Source organism: Aeromonas sp. R6-2, assembly GCF_040908155.1.
Taxonomy (GTDB): domain Bacteria; phylum Pseudomonadota; class Gammaproteobacteria; order Enterobacterales; family Aeromonadaceae; genus Aeromonas; species Aeromonas schubertii.
Genome location: NZ_JBFODE010000035.1, coordinates 16,733 through 37,187, shown reverse-complemented (window position 1 = coordinate 37,187; position 20,455 = coordinate 16,733). Strand labels below are relative to the sequence as shown.

The window sequence follows — 20,455 nt, the reverse complement described above, 5'->3', positions numbered from 1 at the left end:
TGCATTTCGTACAATACGCCGCCCTAGAAAGCAGCGTCTACACATACACGTTCCTTGCCTCCGAGGTTTGGCTGCACCCGGGCGGAGGCTGATTAACCCGTAAGGAGCTGATAATGCGTCATTACGAAATCGTCTTCATGGTTCACCCGGACCAGAGCGAGCAGGTTCCTGGCATGATCGAGCGCTACACCGGCGCCATCACCACTGCCGGTGGTAAGATTCATCGCCTGGAAGATTGGGGCCGCCGTCAACTGGCTTACCCGATCGAGAAGCTGCACAAGGCTCACTACGTTCTGCTGAACGTGGAAGCCGAGCAGGCTGTCATCGACGAGCTGGAAACCAACTTCCGCTTCAACGATGCCGTTATCCGCAACATGATCATGCGTACCAAGCACGCCGTGACTGAAGTTTCTCCGATGGCCAAGGCCAAGGAAGAGCGTTCTTTCCGCCGTGACGACGTTCGCAGCGAAGAGTCTGCCGAAGCTGCTACCGAAGCTTCCGCAGAAGAGTAATTCCGGATCACTGAATAGAGGATAAAGGCAATGGCACGTTATTTCCGTCGTCGCAAGTTCTGCCGCTTCACCGCCGAGAACGTAACCGAGATCGACTACAAAGATATCGTTACCCTGAAGAACTACATCACTGAATCTGGCAAGATCGTACCGAGCCGTATCACCGGTACCCGCGCCAAGTATCAGCGTCAGCTGGCTCGCGCCATCAAGCGCGCCCGTTACCTGGCTCTGCTGCCGTACACTGATCTGCACAACAAGTAATCAGTCCGGCGCTTACGCCTAACTCAACGAATTTAAAGAGGAAAGGTAATGCAAGTTATCCTGCTCGATAAGATCGCCAAACTGGGCGGTCTGGGTGATCAAGTCAACGTTAAGCCTGGCTTCGCCCGTAACTTCCTGATCCCGCAAGGCAAAGCCGTGATGGCCACCAAGGCTAACATCGCTTCTTTCGACGCCCGTCGTGCCGAGCTGGAAGCCAAGCTGGAAGCCACCCTGGTTGCCGCTCAAGAGCGCGCTGCCAAGCTGGGCGAACTGGCTGCCGTTGTTATCGCCTCCAAGGCCGGTGACGAAGGCAAGCTGTTCGGTTCCATCGGTACCCGCGATGTGGCTGACGCCATCACCGCTGCTGGCGTAGCCGTGTCCAAGAGCGAAGTTCGCATGGGCAACGTTCTGCGTTCCACCGGCGAGTACGAAGTTTCCGTTCAGCTGCACGCTGACGTGAAGGCTACCGTACAAATCCAGGTTGTTGCTGCCTAAGCAACAGGTCCTGGTTGAAAAACCCGCGCATTGCGCGGGTTTTTTATTGCCTGTGACAGGGGTAGAGTGGAGTCGTTATCACTGACAGAGGAGGCTTCCCATGGCCGACTGGGTCGAGGGTCGGGTGCTCGAGCGCATCGACTGGACCGATACACACTTCTCCCTGCGGGTACAGGCCGAGCTTCCCCCCTACAAGGCGGGTCAGTTCACCAAGCTGGCCCTCTGTGACGGCGAGCAGAAGGTGCAGCGCGCCTACTCCTTCGTCAATCCCCCCAGTGCCTCCTGGCACGAGTTCTATGTGGTCGAGATCCCGGATGGTCAGCTGACCCCCCGACTCGGCTCCCTGCAGGCGGGCGACAGCCTGCTGATTGCCGCCAACCCCAGCGGTTTTCTTACCCTCGACGAGATCCCCCCCGGCCGCGATCTCTGGATGCTCTCCACCGGTACCGCCATCGGTCCCTTCCTCTCGATCCTGGTCGATGGCGAGGTGGCGATGCGTTTTGACAACCTGGTGCTGGTGCACGGGGTGCGTCATGGGGAAGAGCTCGCCTATCAGCCCCTTATCGAGCAGTTGAAGGAGCGCTATGGGGGACGATTGTGCTATGTGCCCATGGTGAGCCGGGAAGCCTGGCCCGGAGCCCTCTCAGGGCGGATTCCGGCGGCCATCGAGGGAGGTGCCCTGGAGCAGAGGGTCGGCCTGACCATAGCCCCGGAGACGAGTCAGGTGATGATCTGCGGCAATCCCGAGATGGTACGCGATACCCAGCGGGTGCTCATGGAGCGGGGGTTGACCAAGAACCTGAGGCGAAAACCCGGCCAGATCAGCGCCGAGAACTACTGGTAAACAGACAGGGGGCCGATGGCCCCCTGTCTCGTTAGGTGCGGACGAGCAATCAGAACTCGTTGGAGAGCGCCTTGTAGCCCTTCACCAGATCGATGTTGGTGTGGGCCACATCTTCCGAGAACTCGGCGGCGTCCACCGTCACCCTGGGGATGGTGGCCAGATCGCTCTGCTGATTGATGCGGGTGGTGGAGGGGACGTAGAACTCGGGGGGCAGATCGCAGCCATCCACCACCGAGTTGTGGCGTACCACGCAGCCATCACCGATGTGGCAGTTGAACAGCACGCTGTTGAAGCCGATGAAGACCCGGTTCCCCACTTCGCACGGCCCGTGCACTATGCTGCGGTGAGCGATGGAGCTGTACTCGCCGATGGTGACAGCGGCTCCCGACTTGGAGTGGATCACCACCCCGTCCTGAATGTTGGAGTTGGCGCCGATGACGATGGGCTCCATGTCGCCGCGCTCGTCTACCTCGTCGGCGCGGATCACGGCGTAGGGGCCGACGAAGACATTCTCGTGAATGATCACCTTGCCGCAGATGATGGCGGTCTTGTCGATATAGGCCGATTCGTGGATGACCGGCAGGTGGCCGGAGGGGTTCTTGCGGATCATGGGGCTTTCCGTGGGTTGCTGACAGAACGCCCCAGCTTACTCCTAAACAGTATTAGGTGAAACTGCCACACTCCTCCGGACACCGGGGCCCCGAAGGGCCCCGCCTTACGCCAACGAGGCGGCCGGTTGACGGTCGCGACGTTCCTGGCGCCACAGCCAGAGCCCGACGAGGAAGCCGACGCCGCACAGGGCCGTCACATAGTGGGAGGGGGCCAGCACATCCTCTTTCATCCACAGGGTCACCAGCATGGGGGTGAGGCCACCGAAGATGGCGTAGGCGACGTTGTAGGAGAACGACAGGCCGCTAAAGCGCACCACGGGCGGGAAGGCGTTCACCATCACATGGGGCACGGCTCCGACGATGCCGACCGCGAAGCCGGCCAGCATGTAGTGGGTCACCATGTCGCCCCGTCCTGCCGCCAGGCCGTGATAGAAGAGGGTGACGCTGATGGCCAGCAGCGCGCTGCCGAGCAGGAAGGTGCGACCGCTGCCAATGGCATCGCACAGGCGGCCGTAGAAGATGCAGCCGGCGGTCAGGGCCAGTATGGCCAGAGAGTTGGCTTGCAGGGCGTCGGCCGGGGCGATGGCGTGAATCTTCTGCAGGTAGGTGGGGGTCATCAGGATCACCACCACGATGCCGGCGGAGAGCAGCCAGGTGAGCAGCATGGAGACGATGACGCCCCCCTTGTGTTCGCGCAGCACGGTGCGCAGGGGTAACTCGTCGGCCAGGGCCTTGTTGGCCTGCATCTCGGCAAAGACCGGGGTCTCGTGCAGCCAGCGGCGCAGGTACATGGCCACGATGCCGAAGACGCCGCCGAGCACGAAGGCCAGACGCCAGCCCCACTGGCTCACATCGGCCGGGCTCATACCCTTGTTGATGGCGGTGGCCACCAGGGAGCCCAGCAATATGCCGGCAGTCAGGCCACCGGTCAGCACGCCGCAGGCGAAGCCGATGCGCCGGGCCGGCACATGCTCGGCCACGAATACCCAGGCCCCCGGCACTTCGCCACCGATGGCGGCGCCCTGCAGGATGCGCAGGGCCAGCAGCAGGATCGGAGCGGCGATACCCAGCACCGCATAGGTGGGCAGCAGGCCGATGAGCAGGGTGGGCAGGGCCATCATGATGATGCTTAAGGTGAACATCCGCTTGCGACCGACCAGATCGCCGAAGTGGGCCATGATGATGCCCCCCAGCGGGCGGGCCAGGTAGCCGGCGGCGAAGATGCCGAAGGTCTGGAACTGGCGCAACCACTCGGGGATGTCGGCCGGGAAGAAGAGTTCACCGATCACCACGGCGAAGAAGACGAAGATGATAAAGTCGTAAAACTCCAGTGCGCCGCCCAGGGCGGCGAGGCCCAGGGTCTTGTAGTCCTGTCGATTGAGGGGGCGGGTCGTCATGGGTTCTCCTTGTGATTATCGCAGTGCGGTCCGTGCTCCCGTGCTGGGATGCCGAGTCTATGGAGGGTAAGATGCCCCGGCGTTCCAAGTAAATCGCGCAATCTGCAACACAGCCTTGCGTTTACCGAATGGAGCAGCTTCCTTCGGCACACAGTATGGGCGAGCATGAAGGAGTTCACATGGCCAAGGTTCTGCTCTCATGGAGCAGCGGCAAAGACAGCGCCTGGGCGCTGCACCGTCTGCGTCAGCAGCCGGGGATCGAGGTCGTCGGCCTCTTCACCACCACCAACGAGGTGTTCGAGCGGGTGGCCATCCACGGGGTGCGCGACGAGCTGTTGCACGCCCAGGCCGAGGCGGCGGGGCTGCCCCTGCAGGTGATCCCGCTGCCCTGGCCCTGCAGCAACGCCGACTACGAGGCGCGCATGGGCGCTTTTGTGGCCCACTGTCGCGAGATGGGGATTGATCACTTCGCCTTCGGTGATCTCTTCCTGGAGGAGGTGCGTCGTTATCGGGAGGAGGCGCTGGCGGGCACCGGCATTACTCCCCTGTTTCCGCTCTGGGGGACGCCGACCGACCAGCTAGCGCAAGAGATGCTGGCCGCCGGCCTCAAGGCGACGGTCAGCACCTGCGATCCGGCCCGGGTGCCGCGTCAGGTATCGGGCCACCCCTTCGACGGTGCCCTGCTCGCACTGCTGCCGGCCGGGGTCGATCCCTGTGGCGAGCACGGGGAGTTTCACACCTTCGCCTGGGACGGTCCCATGTTCCGCCATCCGGTGGTGTGCCACACCGGCGAGACGATCGAGCGGGAGGGGTTCCTCTACACCGATCTGTTGCCGGGACAGGGGTCACCAGGGGAGAGATAACAAAACGGGGATGCCTTGGCATCCCCGTGTCGTTTACAGCAGCTCTTCGATCTCGCTGCGCAGGTACTGGAACAGCTCGCGGTAGGCGGCGGGCGGCTTGTTCTGCTCGCGCTCCTTTTGCACCGAGCGCAGCAGCTGGCGCAGCTTCTGGCGATCCAGCTCGTGGAACTGGGCCAGCAGCTCGTTGATGGCGCCATCCCCTTCGCTGATCAGGCGCTCGCGCCACTGCTCCAGGCGGTGCTGGCGCGCGTTGGCGGTGGCATGACGGTTCTTGATGATGGCCAGCGCCTCGGCGATGGGCTCCACATCACGGCTGCGCATCAGGCGACCGATAAACTGCAGATGGCGGCGATAGGCTTCGTTCTTCTTGGGCTTGAGCTTGTGGGCCATGGCCACGGCGTCAGCCAGCTCCTCATCGAGGGGCACCTTGGCCAGCTCGCTGGGTTTGAGGTCGACGATCTCCTCACCCATGTTCTGGAGGGCCTCGGCGTCGCGCTTGAGCTGGCTCTTGCTGGGGCCGTCCCACTCGTCATGCTGGTCGTCGTTGAAATGACTCATTAATTCCGGATCCTGTGATGTTGTTCGCATCGGTTTGGCGGATATGGTACCAGCTTCTCCCGCCCTTTGCTGGGCTCTGTTATGCTTAGGCCCTTTCCCCACCTATCAGACTGGATGTATGGATCAGCAAGCGCAAATCCGCCAGGAGCAAGCCCAGCTCGAGAGTGCCGTGGCCGAGGCTCTCGACATTGCAAAGGCGTTGGGGGCCTCACTGGCCGAGGTCTCCATCAGCAAGCAGACCGGATTGTCGGTCAATACCCGTGGCGGTGAGCTCGAAAGCATCGAATTCAACAAAGACGGGGCGCTGGGCATCGCCGTCTATCGGGATGGCTGCAAGGGATCGTCATCCACCACGGATCTCGGCCGCGATGCGATCCGTGCCTGTGTCGAGGCCGCCATCGAGATTGCCCGCCACACCTCTCGCGACGAGGCGGCAGGACTGGCCGAATCCGAGCTGCTCGCCTGGGATGCTCCCGATCTCGAGCTCTGCCATCCGGTGGCTCTGGATCCGGCCGAAGGGACTGCCCTGGCCCTGGAGTGCGAGCGACTCGCCATGGGGCGCGATCCGCGCATCAAACACTCCGACGGGGCCGGCTTCACCAGCCATCTTGGGGTCAAGGTCTACGGCAACAGCCACGGCTTCGTGAAGGGCTATGCGGCATCGCGCCACTCCTTGAGCTGCGTGTTGATCGGCGAGCAGGACGGCGAGATGCAGCGGGACTACGGCTGGAGCTGCAGCCGCCGGATGGGGGATCTCTGGAGCCCGCAGCGCATCGCCGACGAGGCGGTGGAGCGCACCCTCTCGCGCCTCGGCGGGCGCAAGATAGGCACTCGTCATGCGCCCGTGCTGTTTCATCCTGACACCGCCTCGGGCCTGTGGGGCCACCTGGTGATGGCCATCAGCGGTGGCAACCTCTATCGCAAGTCGAGTTTTTTGCAAGAGAAGCTGGGTCAGATCATTTTGCCCGAGTGGCTCACCATCACCGAGCACCCGCACCTCAAGGGGGGACTCGCCAGCGCCCCCTTTGATGGGGAAGGGGTGCGCACCCGGGATCTCGATATCATCCGCGATGGCCGTCTGATGACCTGGCTGCTCACCTCCTACTCGGCGCGCAAGCTGGGGCTCACCACCACGGGCCACGCCGGTGGCATCCACAACTGGCAGGTCTCCCACAGCGGACAGGATTTCCAGATGTTGCTCAAGGAGATGGGCACCGGATTGCTGGTGACCGAGCTGATGGGGCAGGGGGTTAATATCGTCAATGGCGACTACTCTCGGGGGGCGGCAGGCTTCTGGGTCGAGAACGGTGAAATCGCCTATCCGGTGGAAGAGATCACCATAGCCGGTAACCTGAGCGATATGTTTGGCCAGATAGTGGCGGTGGGCAGCGATGCCGACGAGCGCTCCAGCCTCAAGACCGGCTCTGTGCTGATCGAAAACATGAAGTTGGCCGGGCATTAAGCGCCGGTAAAAACCAAAACGGCACCCGAGGGTGCCGTTTTTATTGGGTGCAAGGATTACTCCTTGATGCGCTCGATGCGACCACCCAGCCCTTGCAGCTTCTGCTCAATCTGCTCGTAGCCACGGTCGATGTGGTAGATACGATCGACAATGGTGGCCCCTTCGGCCACGAAGCCGGCCAGCACCAGGCTGGCGGAGGCACGCAGGTCGGTCGCCATCACCTGGGCGCCCTTGAGCTGCTGGGTGTCGCGGCAGATGGCTACGTTCCCTTGCAGCTCGATATCGGCCCCCATCCGCACCAGCTCGGGCACGTGCATGAAGCGGTTCTCGAAGATGGTCTCGGTGATCATGCCGGTGCCCTGGGCCACGGCGTTGAGCACGGTGAATTGGGCCTGCATGTCGGTCGGGAAGGCCGGGTAGGGGGCGGTCTTGATGGTGACCGGCTTGAGGGTGCGGCCGGTCATGTCCAGGCTGATCCAGTCCTCACCTTTCTCAACCAGGGCACCGGCCTCTTCCAGCTTGACCAGCACCGCCTCGAGCAGGCTCGGATCTGTGTTGCGGCAGACGATCTTGCCTCCGGTGACGGCGGCGCCGACCAGGAAGGTACCTGTCTCGATACGATCCGGCTGGACTGTGTAGCTGCCGCCGTGCAGGCGCTCGACCCCGTCGATGGTCAGGGTGTCGGTGCCGGCACCCTGGATCCTGGCGCCCAGGGTATTGAGGAAGTTGGCGAGATCCACCACCTCCGGCTCACGGGCCGCGTTTTCGATCACGGTGCGACCGTCGGCCAGGGCGGCGGCCATCATCAGGTTCTCGGTACCGGTGACCGAGACCATGTCCATCAGGATGTGGGCACCCTTGAGGCGGCCGTCGACACGGGCCTTGATGTAGCCGTCTTCGATGGTGATCTTGGCACCCATCAGCTCCAGGCCATGCACGTGCAAGTTGACCGGGCGGGCACCGATGGCGCAGCCACCGGGCAGGGAGACGTCGGCCGCACCGTAGCGGGCGGCCAGCGGGCCCAGAGCCAGAATAGAGGCGCGCATGGTCTTGACCAGCTCATACGGGGCCACGTGATTGTTGACGGCCCCGGCCAGTACGGTGACGTTGCCGTTCACCTTGGTGGTGGCGCCCAGCATCTCCAGCAGCTTGACCGTGGTGGCCACATCCTTGAGGCGTGGCACGTTGGAGAGCTGCACCTCTTCGTCGCACAGCAGGGTGGCGAACAGGATCGGCAGGGCGGCGTTCTTGGCGCCGGAGATGGTCACTTCACCGGAGAGGGTGCAGGGGCCGGTGATCTTGAATTTGTCCATGGTTTACTTCTTTACCAAATCAGGAGGGCAGCTGGAATTTACGCTCGCGTTTCCACTCGGCCTCGGTGTAGGCCTTGATCGAGAGCGCGTGGATCTCGTTGGTGGCGATCTTGTCCATCAGGGGGGCATAGATGGCCTGCTGTTTCTTTACACGGCTCATGCCGTCGAACAGGTCGGCCACGGCAATCACCTGGAAGTGGCTGCCGTCACCGATTACGTGAACCTCGGACAGGGGCAGGGCCTCACGCAGGATTTCTTCAATTTCAGAGACTTGCATAGTCGTCCTTAGGCTTGGGTAGAAAAGAGCCCGGCCACACCGTAGAGGGTGGCCAGCTTGTCGAAGTCGTCGGGCATGCCGATAAGGGCAGGGGTCTGGCCGCGCTCGCGCACGGCCTTGGCCCACTTGACCATGATGGCCACGCCGGCCGAGTCGATGGCGATGAGTTCGCGCAGATCCATGGTCTCGTCCTGCCACCACTGGTCACGGATGGCCCAGAGACGCCGGACCTGTTCCCCCTGCAGATCGCCGCTCAGCTTCATTTTTTCAGCACCAGCGGCTTGGCGTTGTGCTCATTGAGCTGTTTGATCACCGCATCGATGCCGTTCTGGCGAATGAGGCCACCCAGCTCGCTCTGCTTGGCAGAGAGCAGGCTGATCCCTTCGGCCACCATGTCGAAGGCCTTCCACTGTTCGGTCTTGTTGTTCTTGCGCAGCTTGAACTCGAGGTTGATATCGGGCTTGCCGGCCTCTTTCACGCTCAGGTTGACGGCGGTGATCTCCTTGCCATCGAGCGGCTTGGCCGGCTCGACCTTAACAGTCTGCTTGTCGTAATGGGCAAGGGCATCGGCGTAGGAGCTGATCATGTACTCGGTGAAGGCGCTCACAAAAGCGTCACGCTGCTCCGGGGTGGTTTGTTTAATCTGGTTGCCGAGCACCTTGTAGGCGGCGAAGCGGTTGTCGATGTAGGGCAGCAGCTCCTCGCGGATGATCACCCGCAGGTGGTCCGGATTGCTCTTGATCTGGGGTTGATCGCTCTTGAGGCGGGCAAAGGTCTTGTCGGCGGCCAGCTGGATCAGAGCATAGGGGTCAGCCGGATAGGTGTCGGCCCGGGCCACCAGAGAGAAGAGCAGGCCGGCCATGATGCCGAGCACTAACAGAATCTTTTTCATCGTGATTACTCCTTGCCGCTGTCTGACTTGCTGTAGAGGAATTTGCCGATCAAGTCCTCCAGGACGATGGCAGACTTGGTATCTTCCAACGTGTCTCCATCCTTGAGCTCACGGGTGCCCATCTCTTCATCGCTGAACCCGGGGACCAGGCCGATATATTGCTCACCGAGCAGACCGGATGTGAGGATGGAGAGGGTGCTGGTTTCGGAAAACTGGCCCGCCGATTTCTGCATCTGCATGGTCACCAGAGGTACCTGATTCTTGGGATCCAGGGTGATGTCGCTGACGCGGCCGACGACCACACCACCGACCTTGACCGGAGAGCGTACTTTCAGGCCGCCGATATTATCGAAATGGGCGTGAATGGTATAGGTTTCCCCTTCGCTCTTGAAGCTTAACCCCGCCACCTGCAGGGCCAGGGCCAGGATGGCGCCCATACCAGCCAGCATGAAGCTGCCGACCAGGAATTCTGTCTTGCTGAATTTCATCGATTTATCCAAACATGATGGCTGTGAGTACGAAGTCCAGGCCGAGCACGGCCAGGGATGAGTGGACCACGGTGCGGGTGGTCGCCTGGCTGATGCCGGCAGAGGTCGGTTTGGCATCGTAGCCATTGAACAGGGCGATCCAGGTCACCACCATGGCGAAGATGAGGCTCTTGATGGCGCCTTGCATGATGTCTTCATGCCAGTCGACGGCGGCCTGCATGGCGGACCAGAAGCCCCCCTCGTCGACCCCCAGCCAGTCGACCCCGACCAGCTTGCCACCCAGAATACCGATAAGGCTGAACATAAAGGCGAGCAGGGGCATGCTGATGACTCCGGCCCAGAAACGGGGAGCCACCACCCGACGCAGGGGGTCGATGGCCATCATCTCCAGGCTGGAGAGCTGTTCGGTCGCCTTCATCAGGCCGATTTCGGCGGTCAGGGCCGAGCCGGCGCGGCCGGCGAAGAGCAGGGCGGTGACCACGGGACCGAGTTCCCGCAGCAGCGAGAGCGATACCAGAGGGCCCAGGCTCTGCTCTGCCCCGAAGTCCACCAGTACGTTGTAGCCCTGCAGGGAGAGCACCATGCCGATGAACAGACCCGACACCAGTATGATGGCGACCGACTGGACGCCGACCACATAGAGCTGCTGGACCAGCAGTGGAAAGTGCTTGCGCGGGGCCGGCTTGCCCACCAGGGCGTGGAACAGCATGATGCCGGCCCGCCCGACGGCGGTGATGGCGCGCACTCCGCGGTGGCCCAACTGGCCAATCAAATCAATCAACATCAGAGATCCTGTAGCAGCTCGCCGGCCGGGAAGTGGAAGGGGACTGGGCCATCCGGCAGGCCGTTGAGGAACTGGGCCACCTCCGGGTTATCCTCGCGGCGCAACTGCTCCGGAGTGCCCTGGGCCACCACCTTGCGGTTGGCGATGATGTAGGCGTAGTCGGCGATGGTCATCACCTCGGTGACGTCGTGGGTGACGATGACGGAGGTGATGCCGAGGGCATCGTTGAGATCGCGAATGAGTTTCACCAGCACGCCCATGGTGATGGGGTCCTGCCCGACGAAGGGTTCGTCATACATGATGAGCTCGGGGTCGAGGGCTATCGCCCGGGCCAGGGCGGCGCGACGGGCCATGCCACCGGAGAGTTGGGAGGGCATCAGTCTGGCGGCGCCACGCAGGCCCACCGCCTCGAGCTTCATCATGACGATGGTGTGGATGAGCTCCTCGGGCAGTCCCGAGTGCTCGCGCAGGGGAAAGGCCACGTTGTCGAAGACGGTCATCCCGGTGAACAGGGCGCCGCTTTGAAACAGCATGCTCATGCGCTTGCGCAGCTCGTAGAGTCGGCTGCGCGGCAGCGCCGGAACATTCTCTCCATCGAACAGTACCTCGCCACTGGTGGGCTTCAATTGCCCGCCGATGAGGCGCAGCAAGGTGGTCTTGCCGATCCCGCTGGGTCCCATGATGGCGGTCACCTTGCCTCGGGGAATATGCAGGCTGATGCCGTCATAGAGGAGGCGATCCCCATGACTGAAGGTGAGGTTGTTGATGGTAATCAGGTCAGGATTCAAGCCTTGGTCCATCCAGTTGTGACAAGGGGCAAATTTTAGGGGCTAGTCTAGTGGGAAGCAATCTTCCGGAACAACTATTGAACAGGGGGAGATCGCCGCAGATGCGACAAATTTGTGTTGCCAAATGTGTCAATACTGATGAAAACGGAGCCGATTCGCTTATCCTGTCAGAGTTTTTTATAATCCCGCCTTTCCACCCTGTTTCGGAGCCCCCTTTTCATGTCCGATGTCAGCGAAAACGTCTCTGTGGTCTCCCGTTTCAAACTCAGTGCCAGCCGGGTGCTGGAGATTGAGCAGGAGGCGATCGCCGGCCTGCAGCAGTACCTCGATGAGGCCTTTGATCGGGCCTGTGAGATGATTTTGCATTGCGGGGGCAAGATAGTGGTGACCGGCATGGGCAAGTCGGGCCACATCGGCAGCAAGATCGCCGCCACCCTGGCCAGCACAGGGACCCCGGCGTTTTTCCTGCATCCCGGTGAGGCGAGCCACGGGGATCTGGGCATGATTTCAGAGGGCGATCTCATCGTTGCCATCTCCAACTCGGGAGAGAGCGACGAGATCCTGGCCCTGCTGCCGGTGCTCAAGCGTCGCGGGGTGCCGCTCATCTGCATGACCGGCAATCCGGCCTCCACCATGGCCCGTGAGGCCAATGTGCACCTCTGCATCCGGGTTGCTCGTGAAGCCTGCCCCCTCGGACTGGCGCCCACCTCAAGCACCACGGCGACCCTGGTGATGGGGGATGCCCTGGCGGTTGCCCTGCTCGAGGCGCGCGGCTTCACCGCCGACGATTTCGCCCTCTCTCATCCCGGCGGCTCTCTGGGCAAGCGGCTCCTGCTGCGGGTCTGCGACATCATGCACAAGGAGGCGATGTTGCCCCTGGTGAGCGTCGATGCCTCCATCAGCGAGGCGCTGCTGGAGGTGAGTCGCAAGGGGCTCGGCATGACCGGCGTAGTGGCTGCCGACGGTACCCTGGCAGGCCTCTTCACCGACGGGGATCTGCGCCGCATTCTGGACCAGCAGGTGGATATCCATCACACCCCCATCAGTCGGGTGATGACGGCCAACTGCATTACCGTGGGGCCTGCTATGATGGCCGCCGAGGCGGTGAAATTGATGGAAACCCGTAAAATCAATGGATTACTTGTGGTCGATGAGCATCGACGCCCGCTTGGGGCCTTCAACATGCACGACCTGCTGCGCGCGAGGGTCATTTGATGTCTGATGTGATGACGCCCTATGGCACCGTGCCGGCCGAGCTGATGGCCCGTGCCGCTCGCATCCGGCTGCTGGTGTGCGACGTGGACGGAGTGCTCTCCAATGGCTTCATCTATATGGGGAATAATGGGGAGGAGTTCAAAACCTTCTGCACCCGGGATGGCGCCGGCATGAAGGCGGTGATGAGAGCCGGCGTCGAGCTGGCCATCATCACGGGGCGCAGCTCACGTATCGTCGCCGATCGGATGGCGAGCCTGGGGGTACGGCACCTGGTGCAGGGCGCGGATGAGAAGCTGCCCCACTTCGAGCGACTGCTGGCCGAGCTGGGGCTGTCTCCCGAGGAGGCCGCCTACGTGGGGGATGACACCATCGATCTGCCCGTGATGCAGGCGTGCGGCCTGGGGGTGGCGGTGGCGGATGCGCATCCGCTGGTGCTGGCCAGAGCCCATATGGTGACCCGACTCGGGGGAGGGCTCGGGGCGGTGCGCGAGGTGTGCGATCTGCTACTGCAGGCCAGAGGGCTGCTCGATGGCGGTGCGGAGGTGTCCGTATGAACCGCCAGACCCTGCTCTTTGGCGTGCTCTTTATCGTGGCACTGGCCTGTTGGCAGGTGCTGAACAAGCCGGTTGCGACGGTGGAGCCGACGCAGAAAGAGCATTTTCAGCCCGATTTTGTCGCTCGGGACATGGTGACCCTTCAATATGACGAGGAGGGACGATTACAGGACCGTCTCGAATCTGTCTACGCCGAGTATTTCCGTGCCATCGAGATGGTCAACATGACTCAACCCATCTTCTATCGCTACGATGAGCAAGGGCGGCCCGAATGGAGCCTTACCGCCGAGGAGGGGGTGCTTAACGTCGGTGATAACGCCATCTTGCGCCGCAAGGTACAGGTGGACGGACTGCTGGAGGAGGGGCCGGTGAAGCGCCTCGATACCGAATATATGGAGCTGGACCTGAATAATCAGGACATACGCAGCAATCAAGAGGTCAAGATGCTTGGCAAGGACCTGCAGACCGAGGGACTCGGTCTCAGGGGCAATCTGGACAAGCGCTACTTTGAGTTACTGGAACAGAGTCATGCGATCTATTTCAATGAAAAACGTTAATCTCGCCCTGGTGGCCCTGCTCTGCTGCGGCACCCTGCAGGCCAAGCAGTCGGATTTCGCCGAGCCGGTCTATGTGGATGCGGTGACCCAGACGGCCGAGTTGCAGGATAACCGCCTCACCTTTACCAAGGATGTGATCATCACCCAGGGCACTATCAAGATCCACGCCGACAAGGTGGTCGTGGTGCGCGGGGCCGAGAAGGGGTCCGAGGTGATGACCGCTTATGGCAAACCGGCCACCTTCTTCCAGATCCTGGACAACGGCAAGCCGGTCAACGCCCATGGGGACACCATTCGCTATGAGCTCAAGAAGCGTCTGGTGACCATCACCGGCAATGGCCAGCTCAAGCAGGAAGATAGCCAGGTTAACGGCGATCTGATCCGCTATGACATCGTCAAACAGAAGATGATGGCCGAGAGCAGCGATACCGGCTCACGGGTCAAGACGGTCTTCCTCCCCGATCAGGTGGAGAGTTTTGACAAGCCGGCTGACGGCAAGAAGGAGTAAGCTCATGGCGGTATTGAAGGCGGTAGGCCTGCAGAAGAGCTACAAGAGCCGCATGGTGGTCAGCGACGTGAGTCTGGAGGTGGGCACGGGTCAGATCGTGGGCCTGCTCGGGCCGAACGGAGCCGGCAAGACCACCTCCTTTTACATGATTGTGGGCCTGGTTCAACGGGACGCGGGCCACATCACCATCGACGATCGTGACATCAGCGCCCAGCCGATGCACCAGCGTGCCCGTAACGGAATCGGCTACCTGCCCCAGGAGGCCTCCATCTTTCGTCGTCTCTCGGTCTACGACAACCTGATGGGGGTCATGGAGACGCGCAAGGGACTCTCCAAAGAGGAGCGGGTCGATCTGGTCGAGCAATTGCTGGAAGAGTTCAACATTACCCATATTCGGGACAACCTGGGCCAGAGTCTCTCCGGTGGCGAGCGCCGTCGGGTCGAGATCGCCCGTGCCCTGGCGGCGGATCCCCGCTTCATTCTGCTCGACGAGCCCTTTGCCGGCGTGGACCCGATTTCTGTGATAGACATCAAGAAGATCATCCAGCATCTCAAGGATCGCGGGCTCGGCGTCTTGATCACGGACCACAATGTCAGGGAGACTCTGGATGTATGCGAGAAGGCTTATATCGTCAGCCATGGCAAGATGATCGCCGAAGGAACCCCGGAGCAGATCCTGGCCGATGAACAGGTCAAGCGGGTCTATCTGGGGGATCAATTCAGTCTATAGTAAGGGTGATCTCCCCTCGCCTGAATGCTGAACATAAGGACATTCCAACGTAGATGAAGCCGACACTGCAGCTGCGTCTGGGTCAACAGCTGACCATGACGCCACAATTACAACAGGCCATCCGTTTACTCCAGCTTTCGTCCCTGGAACTTCAGCAGGAAATCCAGCAAGCCTTAGAGAGCAACCCATTGCTGGAGCAGGAGGAAAGTGATCTGGATCCGGATGGGCGAGAGCCTATGCCGGAAGTCGGCGATGCCAGCCAGATGGATAGCTCCGAGGCCATGTCCCAGGAGCAGATGCCTGACGAATTACCGGTTGATACGACCTGGGATGAGGTCTACTCGGCCGGCACGGCCCAGCTGGCGACGCCCTCCTTCGACGGGGAAGAGACCGTCTACCAGGGGGAAACCACCGAAAACCTGCAGGACTATCTGCTGTGGCAGATGCGTCTCACCCCCTTCTCCGATCTCGATGCCGCCATCGCCCTGGCTATTATCGATGCCATCGACGAGTCCGGCTACCTGACCGTGACCCTCGAAGATATTCAGATGGCAGTCAGCTCCGAAGAATACAGTGTGGAGATGGACGAGGTTGAAGCCGTGCTCAAACGGGTGCAGCATTTCGACCCCGTCGGGGTGGCCGCCCGCTCGGTGCAGGAGTGTCTGCTGATCCAGCTTGGCCAGTTTGAACCGACCCTCCCCTGGCTCAAAGAGGCGATCGAGGTGGTGACCGAGCACATGGATCTGCTGGGGGCCCGCGATTACCGGACACTGGCGCGCAAGACCCGGCTCAAGGAGAGCGAGCTCAAGGAGGTGCTCGACATGATCCTTCAGCTCGAGCCCCGCCCCGGTAATAGTGTGGTGCAGAGCGATTCCCAATACGTGATTCCGGATGTCTCCGTGGTCAAGAAGGGAAAGCGCTGGGTGGTCGAGCTCAATCCCGACAGCGCGCCGCGGATCAGGGTCAATGAGACCTATGCGGCCATGGCGCGTAACGCCCGCAGCAGCACAGATACCCAGTTTATCCGCTCCCATTTGCAGGAGGCTCGCTGGTTTATCAAGAGCCTGGAGAGCCGTAACGAGACCCTGCTCAAGGTGGCCAACTGCATCGTCGAGCAGCAGCAGGGCTTCTTCGAGTATGGGGAGGAGGCGATGAAGCCGATGGTGCTGAACGACATCGCCGAGGCGGTGGAGATGCACGAGTCGACCATCTCCCGGGTGACTACCCAGAAATTTATGCATACTCCCCGCGGTATTTTCGAGCTGAAGTACTTCTTCTCGAGCCATGTGAATACCGAAGGTGGGGGAGAATGTTCATCGACCGCCATCCGCGCCTTGATCAAGAAACTGGTGACGGCCGAAAACCCTGCCAAGCCGCTTAGCGACAGCAAGATCACCGATCTGCTGGCAGAGCAGGGGATCATGGTGGCACGAAGGACCATCGCCAAGTATCGCGAGTCCCTCATGATTCCACCCTCCAATCAGCGCAAACGCCTGGTGTAGGCAAAACAAAAGGAAGACGTTATGCAAATCAATCTGACTGGACACCATGTAGAGATCACCGAAGCACTGCGGGAGTACGTCAATAGCAAGTTTGCCAAGCTGGAGCGCCATTTCGACCATATCAACAACGTGCACGTGGTTCTCAATGTCGAGAAGCTCAAGCAGATCGCCGAGGCCAAGCTGCACGTCAACGGTGGCGAAGTCTTCGCCAACTCCGAGCATGCGGACATGTATGCCGCTATCGATACCCTGATCGACAAGCTGGATCGACAGATCATCAAGCACAAAGACAAGCTACAGCAAAAATAAGATGCAACTGGAACACATATTGAGCAGGGACTGCACCCGGAGTGCAGTCCCTTGTAGTAGTAAGAAGCGGGCGCTGGAACTCATCAGTGAGTTGGCGGCCGATCATCTGGGCACTTCTCGTCAGACCCTGTTCGAGTGCCTGTTGGCCCGTGAAAAGATGGGCAGTACCGGGATCGGCGGCGGTATCGCCATTCCCCATGGCCGTATCGGGGACGAATTTCCCCCGACCGCCGTGCTGCTCACCTTCGAAGAGCCCATCTCCTTCGATGCGATCGACAACCAACCGGTCGACCTTCTCTTTGCGCTGCTGGTTCCCGAGAGCGAATGCAAGCAGCACCTCAAGACGCTCTCCATGATGGCCTCGCGGCTTGCTGACAAAGGCATCTGCCGTCAGTTGCGCCAGGCGGCCAGCGATGAAGAGCTCTACCAGATCATGATTTCCGCCTGAACCCCGCCGCGGGCTCTCCAGGATGTAAGGAGGAAGTATGCAACTCATCGTCGTCAGCGGCCGCTCCGGGGCCGGCAAGACGGTTGCCCTGAGGGTTCTGGAGGATCTGGGGTACTACTGTGTCGACAACTTGCCGGTTGTCCTGCTGCCCCAGCTTATCGTGGCGCTGGAGGGGCAGTACGACAAGCTGGCAGTGAGCATCGATGTGCGCAACCTGCCGCAGGTGCCCGATAAACTCGATGAGCTGCTGCGCCAGGTGCGCAGTGAGAAGCGGGTGGACTATTCGAGCTTCTTCTTCGATGCCGACAACAGCACCCTGCTGCGCCGCTACGGGGAGAGCCGCCGTCTGCACCCCCTGTCACGCAATCAGCTGACGCTGGATGAGGCCATCCGGGAGGAGACCCACCTCCTCTCGCCCCTCTCCTCCAGCGCCGATCTGCGGGTGGATACGACCAGCCTCAGCATTCACGACTTAAGCGAGCTCATCAAGACCCGGGTACTGGGCAAGAAAGAGAGCGAACTGGTCATGGTGTTCGAGTCGTTTGGTTTCAAATATGGCATCTCCAAGGATGCCGACTTCGTCTTCGATGCCCGTTTTCTGCCCAACCCCCACTGGATCCCCGAGCTCAAGCCTTTCACCGGCAAGGACCAGCCGGTCGCCGACTATCTGGCCAGCCAGAGTGATGTGATGCTCTTTATCCAGCAGATCGAGAGCATGTTGACGACCTGGTTGCCCCATTTGGAGCGCAACAACCGCAGCTACCTGACGGTCGGGATTGGCTGTACCGGCGGTCAGCACCGCTCCGTCTTTATCGCCGAGCGTCTGGCCGAGAGCTTTCGCAAGCTGGGCAAGAATGTACAGCTTCGCCACCGCACGCTGGAGAAGAGCGCCGCTAAGGATAAGCAATGACCCTGCACGCCTCGGTCGAGGTGAAGAACCGGCTGGGCATGCACGCCCGGCCCGCCATGATGCTCTTCGAGCTGGTACAGAAGTTTGATGCCCAGGTGTTGCTGCGCAACGAGACCGGCGTCGAGGCCGAGGCGAACAGCATCATCGCCATGCTGATGCTCGACTCCGCCCAGGGGGGGCACATCGAGGTGGTGGTAGAGGGGCCCGAGGAGGTCCAGGCCCTGGAGGCCGTGGTCGTCCTGTTTGCCAGCGGCTTCGACGAGGATTAGTCGAGCAGCCGCCGGGCCGCCTTGTAAAACGCCGTGAAGTCGTGACAAGCCAGCAGATCTCTGCTGGCTTTTTCATTCATCAGCGTCAGGAAGATGTCATAGAGCCCCATCGCCTCTTCGTAGTCGGAGTGGCCGATGGCGAGCAGGAAGATGACCTGGGCTCTCTCCCCCTGGCCCCACTCTATCCCTTCCGGTGCCAACACCGTATAGACGCAGGTCTGGTGGGCCAGGAGGGCCAGGGAGTGGGGGGTGGCGATGCCATCTCCCAGCCAGGTGGAGACGATTCGCTCGCGCTCGCACAGGGAGGCGTGAAACTCGGGGGGCACGCTCCCCTCATGTTCCAGTTGATGACACAGATGCCTGAACAGGGCCGCCTGACTCATCGTTTCTTCCAGATAGAGGAAGTGATGAGGGGAGAAGTATTTGTTCAGCAGATAGGGGCGGGTACGATCGCTGAGTACCAGCTTGCCGAGCTGCTCGAGCTGGGCCTGGGTCGGGAAGGGGTGAAGCTGCAGCAGGGGCAGCCCCTTCTCCTCCAGGCGGCTGGTGCTGATGACGAAGTCGGCATCCAGCTCGGCCCTCGCCTCATAGTTGCGCAGAGACCAGATCACCTCCAGAGCGAGTTGGGGGTAATCCCGGCGGATACGAGCCTCGAGCAGGCGCGCCGTTGCGTTCTCTCCGTCACACACCAGCAGGGCGCGTGGCGGCCGGCGATAGCCGATGTCGTAACGCCGCTCCAGCCCAACCCCTACGTGGATCACCAGATAGCCTATCTCGTGGTCGGTGAAGTCGTAGTGTTTGTGGTGACACCATTCGGCCAGCGCTCCCAGGGTGATGTCGTAGGCGAGGGGATAGTGCTGCTTGATATGGTCGGTGAGGGGATTATGACTGGCGATGTGATAGCGCACCCGCAGCAACATGGGCAGCACATGATTCAGGAGATCCCGCGCCAGTTGATCGTCATCGCCCAGCTCATAGCCGTACTGGATCGCAATATGCTCGAGCAGGTGCTTCACCAACTCCCGCCCTTCCTGCTCCTGGAGCGCCGTGAGCAGGCCTGCGGGCAGACTGGCCCGACCCTGCAGCTGAATGGCGAGCAGGTTGATCTCGCCACTGCCCGGTTCGGTCAGGGTTGGCAGGGTGGAGAGGATGGTGCGGGCCAGGGTTACCGCCTGCGGGCAGATCTCGGGGCAGGATAGTGTCGGCTGGCTCTTTCCTGCGGCGAGACGGGCGAGCACGATGGCACAATAGAGGGCCAACTGTTGACGGCTATCGTCAGAGAAGCGCAGGGGGGAGAGGTCGAGCAGGGGCTGGATCTGCTCCCGTACCACACCCAGCGTGTGGCTCGGACAGAGCAGATGGAGCAGCGTCTGGATCGGCTGCCCCTCTCTGAGCTCCTGGGCCAGCAGCTGTGCCAGGCAGGCGCGAATGGCGAGTTCGTCGCCGACCAGCTGCAGCCCCTGATGGGCGCGGCTCTCCACCTGCAGGCCAAACCGGGCGAGGCGCTCGCGCACCTCCCCCATGTCACCCTGCAAGGCAGTACGGCTCAGGTACCAGGTATCGACCAGTTCATCCAGTTTGATCCCCCGCTCGGCACCGAGCAGCAAAACCATCAGGTGAATGACCCGCTCGCGACTGGTGCGCGGCAGTGCCAGCTCCTCATCGAGCCTTCGCTGCAGTCGCTCGAAGCGCGCCGGATCGAACCGGGTAAGCTGGTAGCCCTCGCCCCTCGAATGGGCCAGGTGGGCACCATGGGGAGCGATGATCTCGTTGAGAAGGGCGACATCGCTGCGCACGGTGCGTGTTGAAACCTGCAGGCGTCGGGCCAGCTCCTCCTGAGACAGGGTCTCCTGGCGAAGGGCTTCAAACAGCTGGCGCAGGCGGGGGTGTGGGAAGGTGGCCATGCAT

The 20,455-nt window shown here is 61.5% G+C and carries 27 protein-coding genes; 16 read left to right on the top strand and 11 right to left on the bottom strand.

Annotated elements, in window-relative coordinates:
- Positions 1–113: 113 nt before the first annotated feature.
- The 4 genes from rpsF to AB5Y48_RS08540 all read left to right on the top strand — a co-directional run bounded on the left by rpsF (position 114) and on the right by AB5Y48_RS08540 (position 2,112).
- Positions 114–512, top strand: coding sequence for a 30S ribosomal protein S6 (gene rpsF / locus AB5Y48_RS08555; RefSeq protein ID WP_005349590.1), 399 nt, complete (start codon positions 114–116; stop codon positions 510–512).
- A 30-nt stretch (positions 513–542) separates the two neighbouring features.
- Positions 543–773, top strand: coding sequence for a 30S ribosomal protein S18 (gene rpsR / locus AB5Y48_RS08550; RefSeq protein WP_005308890.1), 231 nt, complete (start codon positions 543–545; stop codon positions 771–773).
- A gap of 48 nt (positions 774–821) precedes the next feature.
- The gene (gene rplI / locus AB5Y48_RS08545) at positions 822–1,268 is read left to right on the top strand and encodes a 50S ribosomal protein L9 (protein WP_050666531.1); all 447 of its coding nucleotides are present in this window, start codon (positions 822–824) and stop codon (positions 1,266–1,268) included.
- A 100-nt stretch (positions 1,269–1,368) separates the two neighbouring features.
- Positions 1,369–2,112 carry a ferredoxin--NADP reductase gene (locus AB5Y48_RS08540; RefSeq protein WP_060587291.1) on the top strand — a complete coding sequence of 248 codons (744 nt, stop codon included), beginning with the start codon at positions 1,369–1,371 and terminating at the stop codon, positions 2,110–2,112.
- Between the two features lie 49 nt (positions 2,113–2,161).
- Here AB5Y48_RS08540 and AB5Y48_RS08535 read toward each other — a convergent pair whose 3' ends face one another.
- Positions 2,162–2,722, bottom strand: a complete 561-nt coding sequence (locus AB5Y48_RS08535) for a carbonate dehydratase (RefSeq protein WP_050666533.1) — start codon at positions 2,720–2,722, stop codon at positions 2,162–2,164.
- A gap of 105 nt (positions 2,723–2,827) precedes the next feature.
- On the bottom strand, positions 2,828–4,120 hold the full coding sequence (locus AB5Y48_RS08530; protein ID WP_050666534.1) for an MFS transporter: 1,293 nt from the start codon (positions 4,118–4,120) through the stop codon (positions 2,828–2,830).
- Between the two features lie 179 nt (positions 4,121–4,299).
- Between AB5Y48_RS08530 and AB5Y48_RS08525 the strand changes: the two genes are divergently transcribed.
- A complete protein-coding gene (locus tag AB5Y48_RS08525) occupies positions 4,300–4,983 on the top strand; it encodes an ATP-binding protein (RefSeq protein WP_050666535.1) in 684 nt (227 codons plus the stop codon).
- Between the two features lie 33 nt (positions 4,984–5,016).
- On the opposite strand, the gene yjgA is transcribed toward AB5Y48_RS08525, so the two are convergent.
- Entirely contained in the window at positions 5,017–5,541 is a 525-nt protein-coding gene (gene yjgA, locus AB5Y48_RS08520) for a ribosome biogenesis factor YjgA (RefSeq protein ID WP_050666536.1), read from the bottom strand.
- A 118-nt stretch (positions 5,542–5,659) separates the two neighbouring features.
- Between yjgA and pmbA the strand changes: the two genes are divergently transcribed.
- Positions 5,660–7,003, top strand: coding sequence for a metalloprotease PmbA (pmbA, locus tag AB5Y48_RS08515; RefSeq protein WP_136614187.1), 1,344 nt, complete (start codon positions 5,660–5,662; stop codon positions 7,001–7,003).
- A gap of 56 nt (positions 7,004–7,059) precedes the next feature.
- Here the strand turns inward: pmbA and murA are convergent, their stop codons facing one another.
- The 7 genes from murA to mlaF are packed head-to-tail and all read right to left on the bottom strand — an operon-like array spanning position 7,060 to position 11,557.
- Positions 7,060–8,316: a UDP-N-acetylglucosamine 1-carboxyvinyltransferase gene (gene murA / locus AB5Y48_RS08510; RefSeq protein ID WP_060587287.1), complete on the bottom strand. Its 1,257-nt coding sequence runs from the start codon at positions 8,314–8,316 to the stop codon at positions 7,060–7,062.
- Between the two features lie 19 nt (positions 8,317–8,335).
- Positions 8,336–8,593 carry a BolA family iron metabolism protein IbaG gene (gene ibaG, locus AB5Y48_RS08505; protein ID WP_368164201.1) on the bottom strand — a complete coding sequence of 86 codons (258 nt, stop codon included), beginning with the start codon at positions 8,591–8,593 and terminating at the stop codon, positions 8,336–8,338.
- An 8-nt stretch (positions 8,594–8,601) separates the two neighbouring features.
- On the bottom strand, positions 8,602–8,856 hold the full coding sequence (locus AB5Y48_RS08500) for a lipid asymmetry maintenance protein MlaB (protein WP_050666539.1): 255 nt from the start codon (positions 8,854–8,856) through the stop codon (positions 8,602–8,604).
- A complete protein-coding gene (mlaC, locus tag AB5Y48_RS08495; RefSeq protein WP_368164200.1) occupies positions 8,853–9,485 on the bottom strand; it encodes a phospholipid-binding protein MlaC in 633 nt (210 codons plus the stop codon). The genes AB5Y48_RS08500 and mlaC overlap by 4 nt, the downstream gene beginning before the upstream one ends.
- 5 nt (positions 9,486–9,490) lie before the next feature.
- The gene (gene mlaD / locus AB5Y48_RS08490; RefSeq protein WP_224162245.1) at positions 9,491–9,973 is read right to left on the bottom strand and encodes an outer membrane lipid asymmetry maintenance protein MlaD; all 483 of its coding nucleotides are present in this window, start codon (positions 9,971–9,973) and stop codon (positions 9,491–9,493) included.
- A gap of 4 nt (positions 9,974–9,977) precedes the next feature.
- Entirely contained in the window at positions 9,978–10,757 is a 780-nt protein-coding gene (mlaE, locus tag AB5Y48_RS08485; protein ID WP_050666542.1) for a lipid asymmetry maintenance ABC transporter permease subunit MlaE, read from the bottom strand.
- On the bottom strand, positions 10,757–11,557 hold the full coding sequence (gene mlaF / locus AB5Y48_RS08480) for a phospholipid ABC transporter ATP-binding protein MlaF (protein ID WP_050666543.1): 801 nt from the start codon (positions 11,555–11,557) through the stop codon (positions 10,757–10,759). The genes mlaE and mlaF overlap by 1 nt, the downstream gene beginning before the upstream one ends.
- Before the next feature lie 207 nt (positions 11,558–11,764).
- Here mlaF and AB5Y48_RS08475 point away from each other — a divergent pair, with 207 nt between their 5' ends.
- Genes AB5Y48_RS08475 through npr form a run of 10 tightly spaced genes read left to right on the top strand, consistent with a single transcriptional unit; the run spans position 11,765 to position 18,547 of the window.
- Positions 11,765–12,760 (top strand): KpsF/GutQ family sugar-phosphate isomerase, encoded by a 996-nt coding sequence (locus tag AB5Y48_RS08475; RefSeq protein ID WP_050666544.1) that lies wholly within the window; start codon positions 11,765–11,767, stop codon positions 12,758–12,760.
- Positions 12,760–13,314, top strand: a complete 555-nt coding sequence (gene kdsC / locus AB5Y48_RS08470; protein WP_224162246.1) for a 3-deoxy-manno-octulosonate-8-phosphatase KdsC — start codon at positions 12,760–12,762, stop codon at positions 13,312–13,314. Before AB5Y48_RS08475 ends, kdsC begins: the two co-directional genes overlap by 1 nt.
- Positions 13,311–13,871: an LPS export ABC transporter periplasmic protein LptC gene (gene lptC, locus AB5Y48_RS08465; protein WP_368164198.1), complete on the top strand. Its 561-nt coding sequence runs from the start codon at positions 13,311–13,313 to the stop codon at positions 13,869–13,871. Before kdsC ends, lptC begins: the two co-directional genes overlap by 4 nt.
- Positions 13,858–14,379 carry a lipopolysaccharide transport periplasmic protein LptA gene (gene lptA, locus AB5Y48_RS08460; RefSeq protein ID WP_050666547.1) on the top strand — a complete coding sequence of 174 codons (522 nt, stop codon included), beginning with the start codon at positions 13,858–13,860 and terminating at the stop codon, positions 14,377–14,379. Before lptC ends, lptA begins: the two co-directional genes overlap by 14 nt.
- Before the next feature lie 4 nt (positions 14,380–14,383).
- Positions 14,384–15,109, top strand: a complete 726-nt coding sequence (gene lptB, locus AB5Y48_RS08455) for an LPS export ABC transporter ATP-binding protein (protein WP_060587281.1) — start codon at positions 14,384–14,386, stop codon at positions 15,107–15,109.
- A 53-nt stretch (positions 15,110–15,162) separates the two neighbouring features.
- Positions 15,163–16,611 (top strand): RNA polymerase factor sigma-54, encoded by a 1,449-nt coding sequence (locus AB5Y48_RS08450; protein ID WP_050666549.1) that lies wholly within the window; start codon positions 15,163–15,165, stop codon positions 16,609–16,611.
- Positions 16,612–16,632: 21 nt separating this feature from the next.
- On the top strand, positions 16,633–16,920 hold the full coding sequence (gene hpf, locus AB5Y48_RS08445; RefSeq protein WP_005349651.1) for a ribosome hibernation promoting factor: 288 nt from the start codon (positions 16,633–16,635) through the stop codon (positions 16,918–16,920).
- 1 nt (position 16,921) lies between these two features.
- Complete coding sequence (gene ptsN, locus AB5Y48_RS08440; RefSeq protein WP_050666550.1) at positions 16,922–17,368, top strand: PTS IIA-like nitrogen regulatory protein PtsN; 447 nt, start codon at positions 16,922–16,924, stop codon at positions 17,366–17,368.
- Positions 17,369–17,405: 37 nt separating this feature from the next.
- The gene (gene rapZ, locus AB5Y48_RS08435; protein ID WP_050666551.1) at positions 17,406–18,278 is read left to right on the top strand and encodes an RNase adapter RapZ; all 873 of its coding nucleotides are present in this window, start codon (positions 17,406–17,408) and stop codon (positions 18,276–18,278) included.
- The gene (gene npr / locus AB5Y48_RS08430; protein WP_368164196.1) at positions 18,275–18,547 is read left to right on the top strand and encodes a PTS phosphocarrier protein NPr; all 273 of its coding nucleotides are present in this window, start codon (positions 18,275–18,277) and stop codon (positions 18,545–18,547) included. The genes rapZ and npr overlap by 4 nt, the downstream gene beginning before the upstream one ends.
- Here the strand turns inward: npr and AB5Y48_RS08425 are convergent.
- On the bottom strand, positions 18,544–20,451 hold the full coding sequence (locus AB5Y48_RS08425) for a transcription antiterminator (RefSeq protein ID WP_368164195.1): 1,908 nt from the start codon (positions 20,449–20,451) through the stop codon (positions 18,544–18,546). The two genes, npr and AB5Y48_RS08425, sit on opposite strands and share 4 nt — an antisense overlap.
- Positions 20,452–20,455 lie beyond the last annotated feature (4 nt).